Here is a 12,850-nt window from a genome sequence, read left to right as displayed (position 1 = left end):
ACGAAAACGGGCCGGTCCGCTGGGGACCGGCCCGTTCGCGTGTCAGCAAAATGGTCGGGGAGACTGGATTCGAACCAACGACCTCCGCCTCCCGAAGGCGGCGCTCTACCAGGCTGAGCTACTCCCCGACAGCGAGGCCGTCTATAACCGCCGTGGCGGCGGTGTGCAACCGCTTCAAAACAGCGTTTACACGTCCACAGCTAGTCACCACGGCGTCTGCGTCAAGGCTGATCGAATGATGGCGTCAGCCGGGCACCAAACCGGCGCCACGCCCATGCCGCAAAGGGCCGCCACCCTCGCGGGCAGCTGGCAGTGGTGTGACCGGGCGTGACTTTGCTGTGCCACGCGGCCTTGCCAACCTCCCGGCGCCGTGCACATCGTGCACCAGGGGGAACGGCATCCGCCGCGGCGGGCCCGCAATCGGGGTCCGGTCCGGCACGCCAACGCCCATCCACGCGCACCCGTCAGCCACGATAGCCATCCCGGATGCGGCGGAAGGGGAGACGCCATGCGGGCACGCCGCGCAGGACATCTCGCACGTAGCCTCGGTGCCGTCGCCGTGCTGGCGCTCGGCCTCACGGCCTGTGCCAGTCAGGAGCCGGAGTCCGAGGAAGCGGCGCTGTTCCAGTATGACCAGCCCAACGACCCGCTGGAAGAGGTCAACCGCGGCATCTTCCAGTTCAACCGGGCCGTGGACACCGTGCTGCTCAAGCCCGCCGCCCAGGGCTACGACCAGATTCCCGAAGGCTTCCGCAACATCATCGGGAACGTTCTCAACCATATCTCCCTGCCGGTCATCCTGGTGAACGACCTTGCCCAGGGCGAATGGGAGCGTGCCGGAGACAGCGCCACGCGGCTGTTCGTGAACACCTTCACGCTCGGCACCGGCGACCTGGTGCCGAAGCGCCATCCCTACCACCAGGAGGACTTCGGCCAGACCATGGCCGTGCACGGGGTCGACGACGGCTTCTACCTCGTCCTGCCCATCTTCGGGCCGTCGTCCGCGCGCGACGGTGTGGGAATCGTCGCCGATATCTTCCTGACCCCGTGGACGTACGTGGACGGCACCACCACGTTTTCGCTGACGACCCTCGGCGTCGACGGCGTGCGCCAGCGCCACGCCGCGTTGGGCAAGCTGGAGGAGCTGGAACGCGATTCGGTAGACTTCTACGCACGAATGCGCAGCTTGTACTACCAGCGCCGCCAGATGAAAATTGACAACACGCTCGACGCCGGACCGGACATCGCGACCACCGAGGAAACGATCGTCAGCACCCGGTGACGCCACGCCCAAGGAGAGGCCCCATGTCGCGTCTGCGCTCCCTTATCAACCCGGTTCTTGCCCTGGCGCTGGCCGCCGGGCTGGCGACGGCCGGCACGGCACGCGCGGCCTCCCCGGATGCGGCGGCCAGTTTCGTGCAGGATCTGGGCGATCGCGCCATCGCGAAGCTCAGCGACACCGAGCTTTCCGAAGAGCAGCGCGAAAAGCGCTTCCTTAATATGCTCGACGAAGGCTTCGCCATGGAGGCGATCAGCCGCTTCGTCCTCGGGCGCTATTGGCGCGTGGCCTCGGAAGAGGAACAAAAGACCTTCCGTGCGACCTTCAAGCGCGTCCTCGCCGAGCGCTTCGTGCCGATGTTCACCAACTACGGCACGGACGACTTCAAGGTGCTGGAAGGCAAGCCCGATCCGAGCAACCCGAGCCTCTACCGCGTCACCACGCGCATCAAGGACCCCACCAGCGGCAACATGGTGACCGCCAATTGGCGCGTTCGGCACAAGGACGGGGAGTTCGCCATCGTCGACGTCAAGGCCGAAGGCGTGAGCATGGCGATTACCCTGCGCGGCGAGTACAACTCCGTCATTCAGCGCAACAACGGCAGTGTCGCTGCCCTGATCGACAGGATGCAGAAGGCCCTGGAGCGCGACGGCACCAAGGGCGACAGCTGAAATCAAAGCACGGAGCGGGCCGGTTCGACGGATGCGGCACGATCCGTTTTCACCGCATCACGGCACGTCGAGCTTAGAGTATCGTGCGTGAAATCGTGTTCGCCGAGAGAGCTGGAAGCCTCGTGATAGGTTCCTGTTTTTCCTGTGCGAGCAGTTACGGCGCCTGCGGCGCGCGACACGTCAGTCCCACACCTTTGGCGTGGTAGCCTTCCGGCTGTCCACGCACGAGCAAGTGGAATCAGGCGGGGACGGCCACGGTGGTGTGGGCGTGACACCCTGAATAAAGTGATTCCACTTAACGGCGATTTGCTCTAGCGCACCCCGCGATCAACAGCACGCGTTGCCTCGCCCCGCGCATGCCGCCATCGAATGCGCAGGGCGAGGCCACTTTTTGAAGCGCCGCGCGTTTACCGCTCCAGGCGCTTGTACTTGATGCGGTGGGGCTGCACCGCCTCCTCACCGTACCGGCGGATGCGGTCCTTCTGGTAATCTTGGAAATTTCCCTCGAACCACTCGACGTGGCTGTCGCCCTCGAAGGCCAGGATGTGGGTGGCCATGCGGTCGAGGAACCAGCGGTCGTGGCTGATGATCATGGCGCAGCCGGCGAAGTCCTCCAGGGCGTCTTCCAGGGCGCGCATCGTGTCCACGTCCAGATCATTCGTGGGCTCGTCCAGCATCAGGAAGTTGGCGCCGGACTTCACGATCTTGGCGAGGTGGACGCGGTTGCGCTCACCGCCTGAGAGGTCGCCGACCTTCTTCTGCTGATCGCGCCCCTTGAAGTTGAAGGCGGCGACGAAGGCGCGCGAATTGACCTCGCGCTTGCCCAGGTCGATCACGTCCTTGCCGTCGGCGATCTCCTCCCAGACGGTGTTGGAGGGGTTGAGGGTGTCGCGCGACTGGTCGACGTAGCCGAGCTTCACGGTGTCGCCCACCGTCAGCTGGCCGGCGTCCGGCTCCTCCTGCCCGGCGATCATCTTGAACAGCGTGGTCTTGCCGGCGCCGTTCGGGCCGATGATGCCGACGATCGCTCCCGGCGGCACGGTGAACGTCAGGTCGTCGATGAGCAGGGTGTTGCCGTAGCCCTTGCGCAGATTTTCGGCCTCCACCACGCGCTGGCCCAGACGCGGCGGCGTGGGGAAGACGATGCGCCCCGATTCGGCGGCCTGCTTGCTCTTGTCGGCTTCCTGCTGCTGGAGCAGCTGCTCGTAGCGATCCAGGCGAGCCTTGGCCTTGGTCTGGCCGCCCTTGGGGTTGGACTTGACCCAGTCCAGCTCGCGGTTGAGGGCGCGCTGGCGCGCGCTCTCCTCCTTCTCCTCCTGCTCCAGGCGCTGGCGCTTCTGCTCCAGCCACTCGGAGTAGTTGCCCTTGAAGGGGATGCCGCGCCCGCGATCCAGCTCCAGGATCCAGCCGGCGACGTTCTCCAGGAAGTAGCGGTCGTGGGTGACGCACACGACCGTGCCGTTGTACTGCTCCAGGTGCTGCTCCAGCCAAGCCACGGACTCGGCGTCCAGGTGGTTCGTTGGCTCGTCCAGGAGCAGCAGATCCGGCTTCTGCAGAAGCAGGCGGCACAGCGCCACGCGGCGCTTCTCACCGCCGGAAAGGCGCGAGACGTCGGCCTCGCCCGGCGGGCAGCGCAGGGCGTCCATCGCCACCTCGACCTTGCGGTCCAGGTCCCAGGCGTCGGCGGCGTCGATCTTCTCCTGCAACTCCGCCTGTTCGGCGATGAGCTGGTCCATCTCGTCCGGGTCGACATCCTCGGCGAAGCGGGCGGAGACTTCCTCGAAGCGGTCCACCAGGGCCTTGGTTTCCGCCAGGCCCTCCATGACGTTGCCGGCGACATCCTTGTTGGGGTCGAGCTGCGGCTCCTGCGGCAGGTAGCCCACCTGCACGCCGTCGGCGGCCCAGGCCTCGCCGTGGTAATCGGTGTCGATCCCGGCCATGATGCGCAGCAGCGTGGACTTGCCGGCGCCGTTCAGGCCGACCACGCCGATCTTGGCCCCCGGCAGGAACTGCAGGTTGATGTCGTTGAGGACGTAGCGCCCGCCCGAAACGACCTTCGTCAGTTCCTTCATCACATAGATGTATTGGTACGCCATCGGCGCTGTCGCCCTCGCTCGCGTGGTCTTCACTGTACACCCACGGACCATCCCGGGCGGCTGCCGTGCGCGGGCCGGCGCCGGCGACGATCCGTCGTTCCGCCCTGTCGTGGAGGTTGCGGTGTTCTAGCAACGCCGGCGCGCGAACGCAAAGCCGGTGGGCGGCCGCAGTCAGTACCCTTCCCGCCGCTGCGCGGCGCGGATTTCGGCGCGGCGCTCCTGCAGCTCGATGGCGCCGCCGAGCGTGGTGATGCCCAGATCGCGCAGCATGGGCAGCAGCCGCTGGTAGAGCTGCGCCGTCACCAGCACGTCGCCCAGGGCGGTGTGGCGGCCCTGCACCTCGATCCCGAACAGATCCGCCAGCTTTTCCAGGCGGAAGTCGTCGTGGTCGGGCATCGCCGCGGCCGACAGCAAGAGCGTGTCCAGCGCGTAGGGCGGCGTCCAGTCGATGCCGTTGCGCTCGCACTCGCGGCGGACGACCTCGATGTCGAAGCCGATGTTGTGGCCGATCCACACCGTGCCCCCGGCCAGCCGGCGCAGTTCCGCGATCACGGTCGGCGCCGCCGGCGCATCGATCACCATGTCGTCGGTAATGCCGTGGACGGCCGTGGAGTGGGGCGGAATGGGCACCTCCGGGCGCACCAAGCGGTCCATCATGGCGGCGCGGTACAGCTGCTCGCCATGCACCCGGATGCCGCCGACGGACACGATGCGGGCTTCCTTCACGTCCAGCCCGGTCGTTTCGGTGTCGATCACGGTGGCCGGCAGGCTGTCCAGGCGCGTGTCCCGGTCGGGTGCTTCGGCGGCGGGGGGCCGGTCGTGCAGCTCCAGGTCGTCCTCCAGCTCCTGCGCGCTGGTCTCCACCGCCTCCGCGACGAAGGAGAGCACCGCGCCGCCGTGCTCGACCAAGGGCGTTACGCGCGTCTGCACCCGCAACCCTTCCACCATGCGCAGCTCGGTGCTGAGCGGCGCGCCCTGCATGCGCGCCCGGCGAATGGCGCGGATCACGGGCCGGCGGACCAGGGCGGCGAACACCGAGGTGCCGACCTTGACCCGCTCGCCGCCCAAGAGCGAGCGCGCGGGGCCGTTGACAAGGCTGACCTGCCCGCTGTCGGTGACGACCACGATGGGCTCCGACACCGCGCCCAGCACGGCGCGCAGCCGCATGTCCGGCCGCGCGCGCCAGGCGGCGTAGCGCCCGGCCAGGTCGCCAAGGGATTCCCAGAAACTGGCCAGTTCCGTTTCGTTGGAAAACTGGAAGCGCGGGGGCACGGCGTCGGGATCGCCCGCCATCGTGACCACGCAGCCGCGCAGCCGCTCCAGGTGGCGGAAATGGCGGTGCACCAGCACCGCCAAGCCGATCAGCGCGCCCGCACCGAGCGCCAGCCCGCCGATCAGCACCACCCGCACCATCGCCGGATCGGGCTCGTGGCCGAGCATGATCTCGCCGATCAGCGCCGCCAGGGCGCCGAGCGCGATCAGCGCCAGGGTGACCAAGGCATACAGCGTGTGCCGGCGCCCGCGTGGCATCGTCCCCCGCCCCTTTGTGGCGCGCGTCGAGCGCAATGAGACGACGCGAATCCGCCGCCGAGCCGCATCGCGCTCGATCTCGTTTCTGTGCGGGCACGATCTGGAGCCCGGGCCGGTGCGGCCCGACCTCATCGTGCCCTAGCGCCCGATTCAGCTGAAATCCGGGCAACTTGATTGGATGACCGGTCCGCGCCGCCCGCCGCGCGCGGCGAATCCGGTGTCAGAGCTTGTTGCGCAGCACGTCCCGGTTCACGCGGCGGGCGAGCCGGTTGATCGCGCGCAGGCTGTCGCGAAGGATGTCTTTTTCCCGCCGCGTCAGGGCATCCAACGGAACTTTGTAGCCCACATCAAGGTTGGCGCGGCTGTCCGCGATCTGCTGGCGCAGCAGCAAATGCGTGATGTGCCGGTAGGCGCCGCGCAGGTAGTCCGCCTCGTCGCCCGAGATGCGGCTGACCTCGGTCAGCGCGTCCAGGCGCGCCAGGGTGCCCGTCACCGTCAGGCCGTCGCGCAACGACAGCAGCCGCAGATTCTGCACCAGCGGCAACAGCCCGGCGTGCTTGAGGTTGAGCGCCGTGCGCCCGTCCTGGTCGCGCTTGGTGGTCTTGAAGCGGCCCAGAACCCCCACGGCCGCGCGCTTGTTGCCGGAATTGACGTGCAGCTGCCCCAGGAAGGTCGGGTTGCTGCGCAGCGAGGTCGCGACTTCCTGACGCAGTTCGTGGGCGAAGTCCTCGCGTCCGGCCACGGGGGCGAAGTCGAAGAAGAGGTCGGCCATGCAAATGGCATTGTTGGACGAATGCCGCGCCCACTGGCGCACCTGGTCCCGCCACTGGCTGCGCGTCTTGCGCCAGAGCGGGTTGATCATCATCACGTAGCCCTTGCACCAGGGAAAGCCGATCTCGTGCAGCTCCGTGCACACACGCTCGGCGAGTTCGCGGAACCAGCCGTCGATGCGGTCGTGCTCGGAATCCGGGTAGTCGTCCAGGATCAGGCCGTTGTCCTGGTCCGGGTTGAGCATGCTTTCCGCGCGCCCGCCCGAGCCCATCACGATGGCGGTGAAGGCCACCGGGGGCTCGCCGTAGCCCTCCGCCTTCATCTGCGTGAGCTGGCGGTCGATGACGCGCTGGTGCAGGTCGCGGTTGATGTCGGTGATCAGCGCCTGGACGTCCGGCGCCGGCACGTTGTCTGCCAGCAGCGAGCCGGCCACGTTGACCTGCGACGCCTTCGTGGCCTGGAGCCCCGTGGTGGTGTCCTCGTGCGTCAGCCGCTCGATCAGGTCCAGGCTCTGCTCCGCCGCCGTCGCCAGGGCGTCCGTCATGCGGATCATGCCCACGGGCCGGTCGTGATCGTCCACCACGGGCATGTGGCGCCAGCCGAAGCGGCGCATGCGGCCGATCGCGGTGTAGAGCCGCGCGGTCGCGCGCACGGTGCGGACGGGCGCCGACATGAACGCCGTCACCGGCTCCTCGCCGCCCTGCATCGCCAGGGTGACCCCGTGGACGACGTCGTGCTCCGTCAACACGCCGACGATGGCGCCCGCGTCGTCCACCACGGCGACGCTGGTGGCGTGCTGGCTGCGCATCGCCGCCACGGCCTCGCGCACGGGCGTGTCCGCCGCCGCCACGATGGGTTTGCCGCGCATGTGGTTGCGGACGGTGTGGACGAGGATCTTGGTCTGGGACTGGACCGGGGGCTGGGTGAGACTCGCCGTCAGGGAGTCCGGCTGCGCGCCCGGGCTGGCGGCCGGTTGCAGCATGGTGTCCGCTTCCTGCGTGTCGCGGCGGGTGGTGGCCGGGAGAATGGTGCAGTGCGCGCGTGCGTCGCAAGCCCGGCGGGGTTGCCACGCGCGGATGGCAGGCATGTGGCGGCGTTGCCCGACCGTCCGTCCGACCGGGCGATTGCCGGCCGCGCGGACGCGGCCGATCTTCCGGCGACACGATGATTTCACGGGCCAATCGCGATGCCTGCCCCATCCCGGCGCAAGCGACCGATGACACCACGCGCCGCCGCGATCTGTGCGCTCGCGGCGCTTCTGGCGGCGTGTGCGCGCGCACCGGATCGCCCGCCGCCGCTTGCCGCCGGCGCGACGCTGATTCTGGAGAAGGCAGTCTCGGTGCCCGCCGGCAGGCGCTTCGTGTGGCTCCAGAAGGGTGAGGTGAAACTACGCCGCCACGTCCGGCTGAGCCCCTATTGCCAGCTCCACCTGCGCGGATCGGCGGACACGGCGCGCGAGATCGCGCCCGGGCGCTTCACCGTCGCCTGGCTGCGCGAAGATTTCCAGGCCGCCGCCGCACCCGACGGCATGCAGCTCGCCGGGATCGGCTTTGGCGACGGCGGGGGTGTGGGCGGCGACCCGCTCTCGATTTCGAACGAGCTGGTCATGGGGCTGGAGGCCGAGGCGCAGCCGAAGGTCGACCGCCTGATCTGCGGCCAGCACCAGGCGGTCGGGCCCTACCTCCCGCCCACGGTCGAGCAGATCAACGCGGCGCTGGGCGGCTACGGCCGTCTCGACACCACGACCGCAGCCCCCGAATAGCAGGCGTTTAGAGCATCGTGCGTGAAATCGTGTTTGCCAAGAAAGTCGGAAACCTCACGCTAGGTTCCTGTTTTTCCTATGCGAGCAGTTTGCGCGCCTGCGGCGCGCGAGCCTTGCGGCTGTCCACGCACGAGCAAGCGGAATCACGTGAGTGATTCCGCTTTACGGCGATCTGCTCTAGACGGCCTTGCGCAGCCCGCGCGGAACGTCGGCGAACTTGACCGCGCCCTGCTCGGTGACGCGGAAGGGCTCGGAAATCTCGATGCCCCAGTCGTCCTGCCAGATGCCGGGCATGAAGTGGAAGCACATGCCGGGCTCAAGCACAGTGGTGTCGCTGGGGCGCAGGCTCATCGTGCGCTCGCCCCAGTCCGGCGGGTAGCTGAGCCCGATGGGATAGCCGACGCGCGACTCCTTCTCCAGGCCGTGGCGCGCGATCGTGGTGCGCCACGCCGCCTCGACGTCGGCGCAGGTGTTGCCGGGCTTGGCAACTTCCAGCGCGGCCTGCGTGCCCTCGTCAACGATGGCAGCGGTCTCGGCCATGACCTGCGGGGGCTCGCCCAGGTAGAGCGTGCGCGACATGGGCGTGTGGTAGCGCAGGCGGCACCCCGCCAACTCCATCACCGTCAGCTCGTTGGCGTTGAAGGGCGCGTCCGACCACGTCAGGTGGGGCGTCGAGGTGCCCGGCCCGCTCGGAATCATGGGCACGATGGCCGGATAGTCGCCGCCGTGGTCCGAGGTGCCCTGGACCTGGGCGCGCATGATCTCGGCGGCGGCGTCGCACTGGCGCACGCCCGGCTCGATGGCGCGGAAGGCCGTGTCCATGACGTGTTCCAGGATGCGCGCGGCCTGGCGCATGACGGCCAGCTCCTTGTCCGACTTCACCGCGCGGATCCAGTTCACGAGCCCCGTGGCGTCGGCGAAGCGGGCGTTCGGCATGCCTTCCTGCAGCGCGTGGTAGCCGCGCGGGGAGAAGTAGTAGCCGTCCATCTCCACAGCGATGACGCCGCCGTCCAGCTTGCGCGCGCGCAGGGCGTCGGCGGCGACGTCCATGGGATGGCAGTCGCTGGCCTGCACGTAGCGGTCGGAGTAGGCGACGATGTTGTCGTCCGGCAGGAAGGTGGTCGCGCGCGCGCCGTTCTCGTCGATGCCGCGGCCGATCCACAGCGGCTCGGCCAGCTCCTGCGCCACCACCACCATCTGCGGCACGTAGAAGGACCAGCCGTCGTAGCCGGTCAGGTAGTGCATGTTGGACGGGTCGGTGGCGATCAGGACGTCCATGCCGCGGGCCAGCATGCGGTCCTTCGCGGCCTGGACGCGGGCGTCGAAATCGGCTTTCTCGAAAATGCTCATCGCGGGGTCATCCGTCGGTTAGCTATTGGGGTCGTCACGCCTGGACGCGCGTGCCCAGGCCCAGCTCCGTGGCACGGCGCTCCGCGCGCACGGCGATGGCGGTGTCCTGCACGCCGGTGCCGGTCAGGTCGGCGACCGTGACCTCATCAGCAGCCTGCCGGCCGGGAAGCTCGCCGTTGATCACCTGCCCGAGTTCCGCCGGCTGGATGTCCGCCGGCAGCGCGCCCTGGGCGATGGCGTGGTGAAGCTCGCCCATGGCCGCGCATTGGCTGCGGCTGTCCACCACCAGGCCGTCGGCGTTGGCCAGCACGGCGGGCGCGACCTCGTTCTTGCTGTCAGCGTCGGAGCCCATGCAGGTGACGTGTGTCCCGGGCTGGAGCCAGTCCCAATGCAGGATGGGCGAGCCCGCGGGCGTGGTCGTGATGACGGCCTGCGCCTGCTCGACGGCCGTTCGGGCGTCGGCGGCGGCCTCCACCGGGATGCCCAGCTCGTCCGCCAGCTCGCCGGCGCAGGCGCGCGCCTTCTCCCCGTCGCGCGCCCAGATCACCGCGCGCTCGACCGGGCGCACGAGCGTCAGCGCCTTGAGCTGCAGGCGCGCCTGCACCCCCGCGCCCAACACGGCGGCCGTGCCGACGCGCTCGGGCGCGAGGTGGCGGGCCGCGACCGCCCCGGCGGCGGCGGTGCGCACGTCGGTCAGGTAGCCGTTGTCCAGCATCACCGCGCGGACCACCCCAGTGCGGGAATCGTGCAGGATCATCAGGCCGTTGACACTCGCCAGCCCGAGCTTCGGGTTGTCGAAGAAGCCGGGCGAGACCTTGATGGCGAAGCCGTCGAATCCGGGCACGTAGGCCGTCTTCACGTCGACCTCGCCATTGTGCTCGGCCACGTCCAGGCGCATCACGGGCGGCATCTGCACGCCGCCGCGCGCGAGGCGCGAAAAGGCGTCGCTGACGATCTCCACCGCGCCCGCGTCGACGGCGGCGCACTGGCGCAGCTCCTGCTCCGTCAGGATGGTGATCTCCGGCATCCCGGGTCGTCTCCTCTGTTTCCGCGAAAACGGGCGCCGCTCAGCTCGCGCCGAGGAGGGTTTCCACCGGCTCTTCGGCGAGCACGCGCCGGAACAGCTCGGGGTCGATGTTGCGGCCGGTGATGGGCACGCCGATCGCGCCCTCGGCCGCCACACGGCCGGTCATCAGCGCGGCGATGCCAACGGTGCAGGCACCCTCGGCGACGACGCGCTCCTCCCGGTAGATCAGCCGCATGGCCGCGGCGATTTCCGCCTCCGACACCAGGACCACGTCGTCCACCAGCTCGCGGGTCATGGCGAAGGTGTGCGCGTTGTCCAGGCCGATGCCCCCGCCCAGGCTGTCGGCCAGGCTCGGCCCCTCGGTCACGGCCACCGGCTTGCCCGCGCGCAGGGATGCCGCCATGGCCGCGCCGTGGTCCATCGAGATACCGACCACCTTGATGTCCGGCGCGATGGCCTTGGCCGCGATCGCCATGCCGGCGATCAGCCCGCCGCCCGAGAGCGGCACCAGCAGCGTATCCAGATCCGGCCGGTCGGCCAGCATTTCCAGCGCGATCGTGCCCTGCCCCGCGATGACGTCGGGGTGGTCGAAGGGCAGCACCGGCGTCAGGCCTTCCTGGGCCTCCAGCTCGGCCTGGCGCTCGAACGCTTCGTCCTGGCTGTCGCCGTGGATCTGCACCTCGGCGCCCAGATCGCGGATGGCGCGGATCTTGTTCTCCGGCACCAGGCGCGACATCACGATCACCGCGCGGATGCCGAGACGCTTCGCGGCGTAGGCGACGCCGCGGCCGTGGTTGCCCGTGGACACCGCGACGACGCCGCGCTGGCGCTTGTCGGCCGGCAGGTTGGCAACCGCGTTGGTGGCGCCGCGCTGCTTGAACGCCATGGTGTCCTGAAAGCATTCCAGCTTGAGCGAGATGTCCGCCCCGAGTTCGCGCGACAGCCCGAACGCGGGCACCAGCGGTGTGCGCTGAACCCGGCCGGCGAGGGTTTGTTGCGCGCGGTAGACGTCGCGCGGCGTGACGGCGAACGCGGTCATCGCGGGGAAGGCTCCTTTCGTGTGTGACGAGCGGTCAGCGGAAGGCCAGGTCGCGCAGGCCCAGCGCGATTTCCGGCACGAAGATCAGCAGCACGGCCACCGCCAGCAGCATCAGGATGAAGGGCGGCGTGCCGCGGATGACGTCGAAGTACGGCCGGCGGAAGACCGCGATGGCCGTGAAGATGTCGCACCCGAACGGCGGCGTCGCCGAGCCGATCGCCACCTGCAGCGTCACGATGATGCCCACGAGCACGGGGTCGATCCCGGCCGCCTGCGTGATGGGCGCGAAGATCGGGGTGAGCACCAGGATGACGACGATCGGGTCGACGAACATGCAGCCGATGAAGAAGGCGATGGCGATGGCGAAGAGGATCTCGTAGCGCCCCGCCTCCGTCAGGCCGATGCCGCTCAGGAGCTGCTGCGGGATCTGCTCGAAGGAGATTGCCCAGGAGAAGGCGGCGCCGGCGGCGACCAGGATGAAGACCACCGCCGTGATCATGCCCGTGGACAGCGCCAGGCTCGGGATTTCGCTGAGCTTCACCGAGCGGAAGATGCCAACTTCCAGGATGAGGGCGTAGACCACGCACACGGCCGCCGCCTCGGTGGGCGTGAAGATGCCGCCATAGATGCCGCCCACGATGATCGCCGGAAAGCCGAGCGGCAGCAGCGCCTTGCGCATGCTGGTCAGCCGCTCGCGCCAGGAACTCGCGGCCTCCACCGGAATGCCGTCGCGCTTGGCCTTGATGTAGCAGTAGCCGGCGAACAGCAGCAGGATCAGGATGCCCGGCCCCAGGCCGGCGATGAACATCTCGCCGATGGACGCGCCGGAAACCACGCCGAAGACGATCATGGCGATCGACGGCGGAATCAGCATGGCGATGTCGCTGGCGTTGATGGTCAACGCCATGACGAAGTCGTCCTTGTAGCCGGCGCGCAGCATGCGCGGGCGCAGCGGCCCGCCCACGGCGACCACGGCCGCCTGCGTCGAGCCGGAGACGGCGCCGAAGAGCGTGCAGGTCACGGCCGAGGTGATCGCCAGCCCGCCGCGCACGTGGCCGACGAAGCTCATCACCATGTCCAGCAGGCGCTGAACCACCTGCCCCTTGGTGACGATATCCGCGGCAAAGATGAACATCGGAACCGCGATGAGCGAGGTCGGCGAGATGCCCGACACCATCTGCTGAACCATGATGGTGGGGGTAAGCATCGGATTGAAGACGACGAACGCCAGAATCGCGGCCCCGAAAAGCGGGATCATCATGGGAAAGCCCAGCACCAGCAGGGTCACCATGAGGATGATCATCGCCGTTGCCATCGCCGCGCCC

10 protein-coding genes and 1 tRNA gene are annotated in these 12,850 nt (G+C 68.8%); 3 read left to right on the top strand and 8 right to left on the bottom strand.

The window, feature by feature from the left end; translation table 11 throughout:
* Nucleotides 1–51: 51 nt before the first annotated feature.
* Nucleotides 52–128: transfer RNA gene (locus BLQ43_RS01470), tRNA-Pro, on the bottom strand.
* Nucleotides 129–508: 380 nt separating this feature from the next.
* Here BLQ43_RS01470 and BLQ43_RS01465 point away from each other — a divergent pair.
* On the top strand, nucleotides 509–1,282 hold the full coding sequence (locus tag BLQ43_RS01465) for an MlaA family lipoprotein (protein WP_090018335.1): 774 nt from the start codon (nucleotides 509–511) through the stop codon (nucleotides 1,280–1,282).
* Nucleotides 1,283–1,305: 23 nt separating this feature from the next.
* Nucleotides 1,306–1,950, top strand: a complete 645-nt coding sequence (locus BLQ43_RS01460) for an MlaC/ttg2D family ABC transporter substrate-binding protein (protein WP_090018334.1) — start codon at nucleotides 1,306–1,308, stop codon at nucleotides 1,948–1,950.
* A 407-nt stretch (nucleotides 1,951–2,357) separates the two neighbouring features.
* On the opposite strand, the gene ettA is transcribed toward BLQ43_RS01460, so the two are convergent.
* The 3 genes from ettA to BLQ43_RS01445 all read right to left on the bottom strand — a co-directional run bounded on the left by ettA (nucleotide 2,358) and on the right by BLQ43_RS01445 (nucleotide 7,329).
* Nucleotides 2,358–4,046 (bottom strand): energy-dependent translational throttle protein EttA, encoded by a 1,689-nt coding sequence (gene ettA / locus BLQ43_RS01455; RefSeq protein WP_090018333.1) that lies wholly within the window; start codon nucleotides 4,044–4,046, stop codon nucleotides 2,358–2,360.
* Nucleotides 4,047–4,217: 171 nt separating this feature from the next.
* Nucleotides 4,218–5,576, bottom strand: coding sequence for a 3'-5' exonuclease (locus BLQ43_RS01450; RefSeq protein WP_090018332.1), 1,359 nt, complete (start codon nucleotides 5,574–5,576; stop codon nucleotides 4,218–4,220).
* Between the two features lie 220 nt (nucleotides 5,577–5,796).
* Nucleotides 5,797–7,329 carry a DUF294 nucleotidyltransferase-like domain-containing protein gene (locus BLQ43_RS01445; protein ID WP_176758463.1) on the bottom strand — a complete coding sequence of 511 codons (1,533 nt, stop codon included), beginning with the start codon at nucleotides 7,327–7,329 and terminating at the stop codon, nucleotides 5,797–5,799.
* Nucleotides 7,330–7,563: 234 nt separating this feature from the next.
* Between BLQ43_RS01445 and BLQ43_RS01440 the strand changes: the two genes are divergently transcribed.
* A complete protein-coding gene (locus BLQ43_RS01440; RefSeq protein ID WP_090018330.1) occupies nucleotides 7,564–8,109 on the top strand; it encodes a hypothetical protein in 546 nt (181 codons plus the stop codon).
* A gap of 177 nt (nucleotides 8,110–8,286) precedes the next feature.
* Here the strand turns inward: BLQ43_RS01440 and BLQ43_RS01435 are convergent, their stop codons facing one another.
* From BLQ43_RS01435 to BLQ43_RS01420, 4 genes are read right to left on the bottom strand one after another with little or no spacing between them, the layout of a single operon-like run.
* Complete coding sequence (locus BLQ43_RS01435; RefSeq protein WP_090018329.1) at nucleotides 8,287–9,459, bottom strand: M24 family metallopeptidase; 1,173 nt, start codon at nucleotides 9,457–9,459, stop codon at nucleotides 8,287–8,289.
* A 34-nt stretch (nucleotides 9,460–9,493) separates the two neighbouring features.
* Complete coding sequence (locus BLQ43_RS01430) at nucleotides 9,494–10,486, bottom strand: cyclodeaminase (RefSeq protein WP_090018328.1); 993 nt, start codon at nucleotides 10,484–10,486, stop codon at nucleotides 9,494–9,496.
* Between the two features lie 40 nt (nucleotides 10,487–10,526).
* Nucleotides 10,527–11,525: a hydroxyectoine utilization dehydratase EutB gene (gene eutB, locus BLQ43_RS01425; protein WP_090018327.1), complete on the bottom strand. Its 999-nt coding sequence runs from the start codon at nucleotides 11,523–11,525 to the stop codon at nucleotides 10,527–10,529.
* Nucleotides 11,526–11,559: 34 nt separating this feature from the next.
* The gene (locus BLQ43_RS01420) at nucleotides 11,560–12,840 is read right to left on the bottom strand and encodes a TRAP transporter large permease (RefSeq protein WP_090018326.1); all 1,281 of its coding nucleotides are present in this window, start codon (nucleotides 12,838–12,840) and stop codon (nucleotides 11,560–11,562) included.
* Nucleotides 12,841–12,850 lie beyond the last annotated feature (10 nt).

Origin of the sequence: Limimonas halophila (assembly GCF_900100655.1) — a bacterium.
Taxonomy (GTDB): domain Bacteria; phylum Pseudomonadota; class Alphaproteobacteria; order Kiloniellales; family Rhodovibrionaceae; genus Limimonas; species Limimonas halophila.
This window is presented reverse-complemented; position numbering and strand designations above follow the sequence as displayed.

Coding starts and splice junctions, on each gene's coding strand:
- BLQ43_RS01465 (WP_090018335.1), top strand. CDS start 509: ATGCGGGCACGCCGCGCAGGACATCTCGCACGTAGCCTCGGTGCCGTC.
- BLQ43_RS01460 (WP_090018334.1), top strand. CDS start 1,306: ATGTCGCGTCTGCGCTCCCTTATCAACCCGGTTCTTGCCCTGGCGCTG.
- ettA (WP_090018333.1), bottom strand. CDS start 4,046: ATGGCGTACCAATACATCTATGTGATGAAGGAACTGACGAAGGTCGTT.
- BLQ43_RS01450 (WP_090018332.1), bottom strand. CDS start 5,576: ATGCCACGCGGGCGCCGGCACACGCTGTATGCCTTGGTCACCCTGGCG.
- BLQ43_RS01445 (WP_176758463.1), bottom strand. CDS start 7,329: ATGCTGCAACCGGCCGCCAGCCCGGGCGCGCAGCCGGACTCCCTGACG.
- BLQ43_RS01440 (WP_090018330.1), top strand. CDS start 7,564: ATGACACCACGCGCCGCCGCGATCTGTGCGCTCGCGGCGCTTCTGGCG.
- BLQ43_RS01435 (WP_090018329.1), bottom strand. CDS start 9,459: ATGAGCATTTTCGAGAAAGCCGATTTCGACGCCCGCGTCCAGGCCGCG.
- BLQ43_RS01430 (WP_090018328.1), bottom strand. CDS start 10,486: ATGCCGGAGATCACCATCCTGACGGAGCAGGAGCTGCGCCAGTGCGCC.
- eutB (WP_090018327.1), bottom strand. CDS start 11,525: ATGACCGCGTTCGCCGTCACGCCGCGCGACGTCTACCGCGCGCAACAA.
- BLQ43_RS01420 (WP_090018326.1), bottom strand. CDS start 12,840: ATGGCAACGGCGATGATCATCCTCATGGTGACCCTGCTGGTGCTGGGC.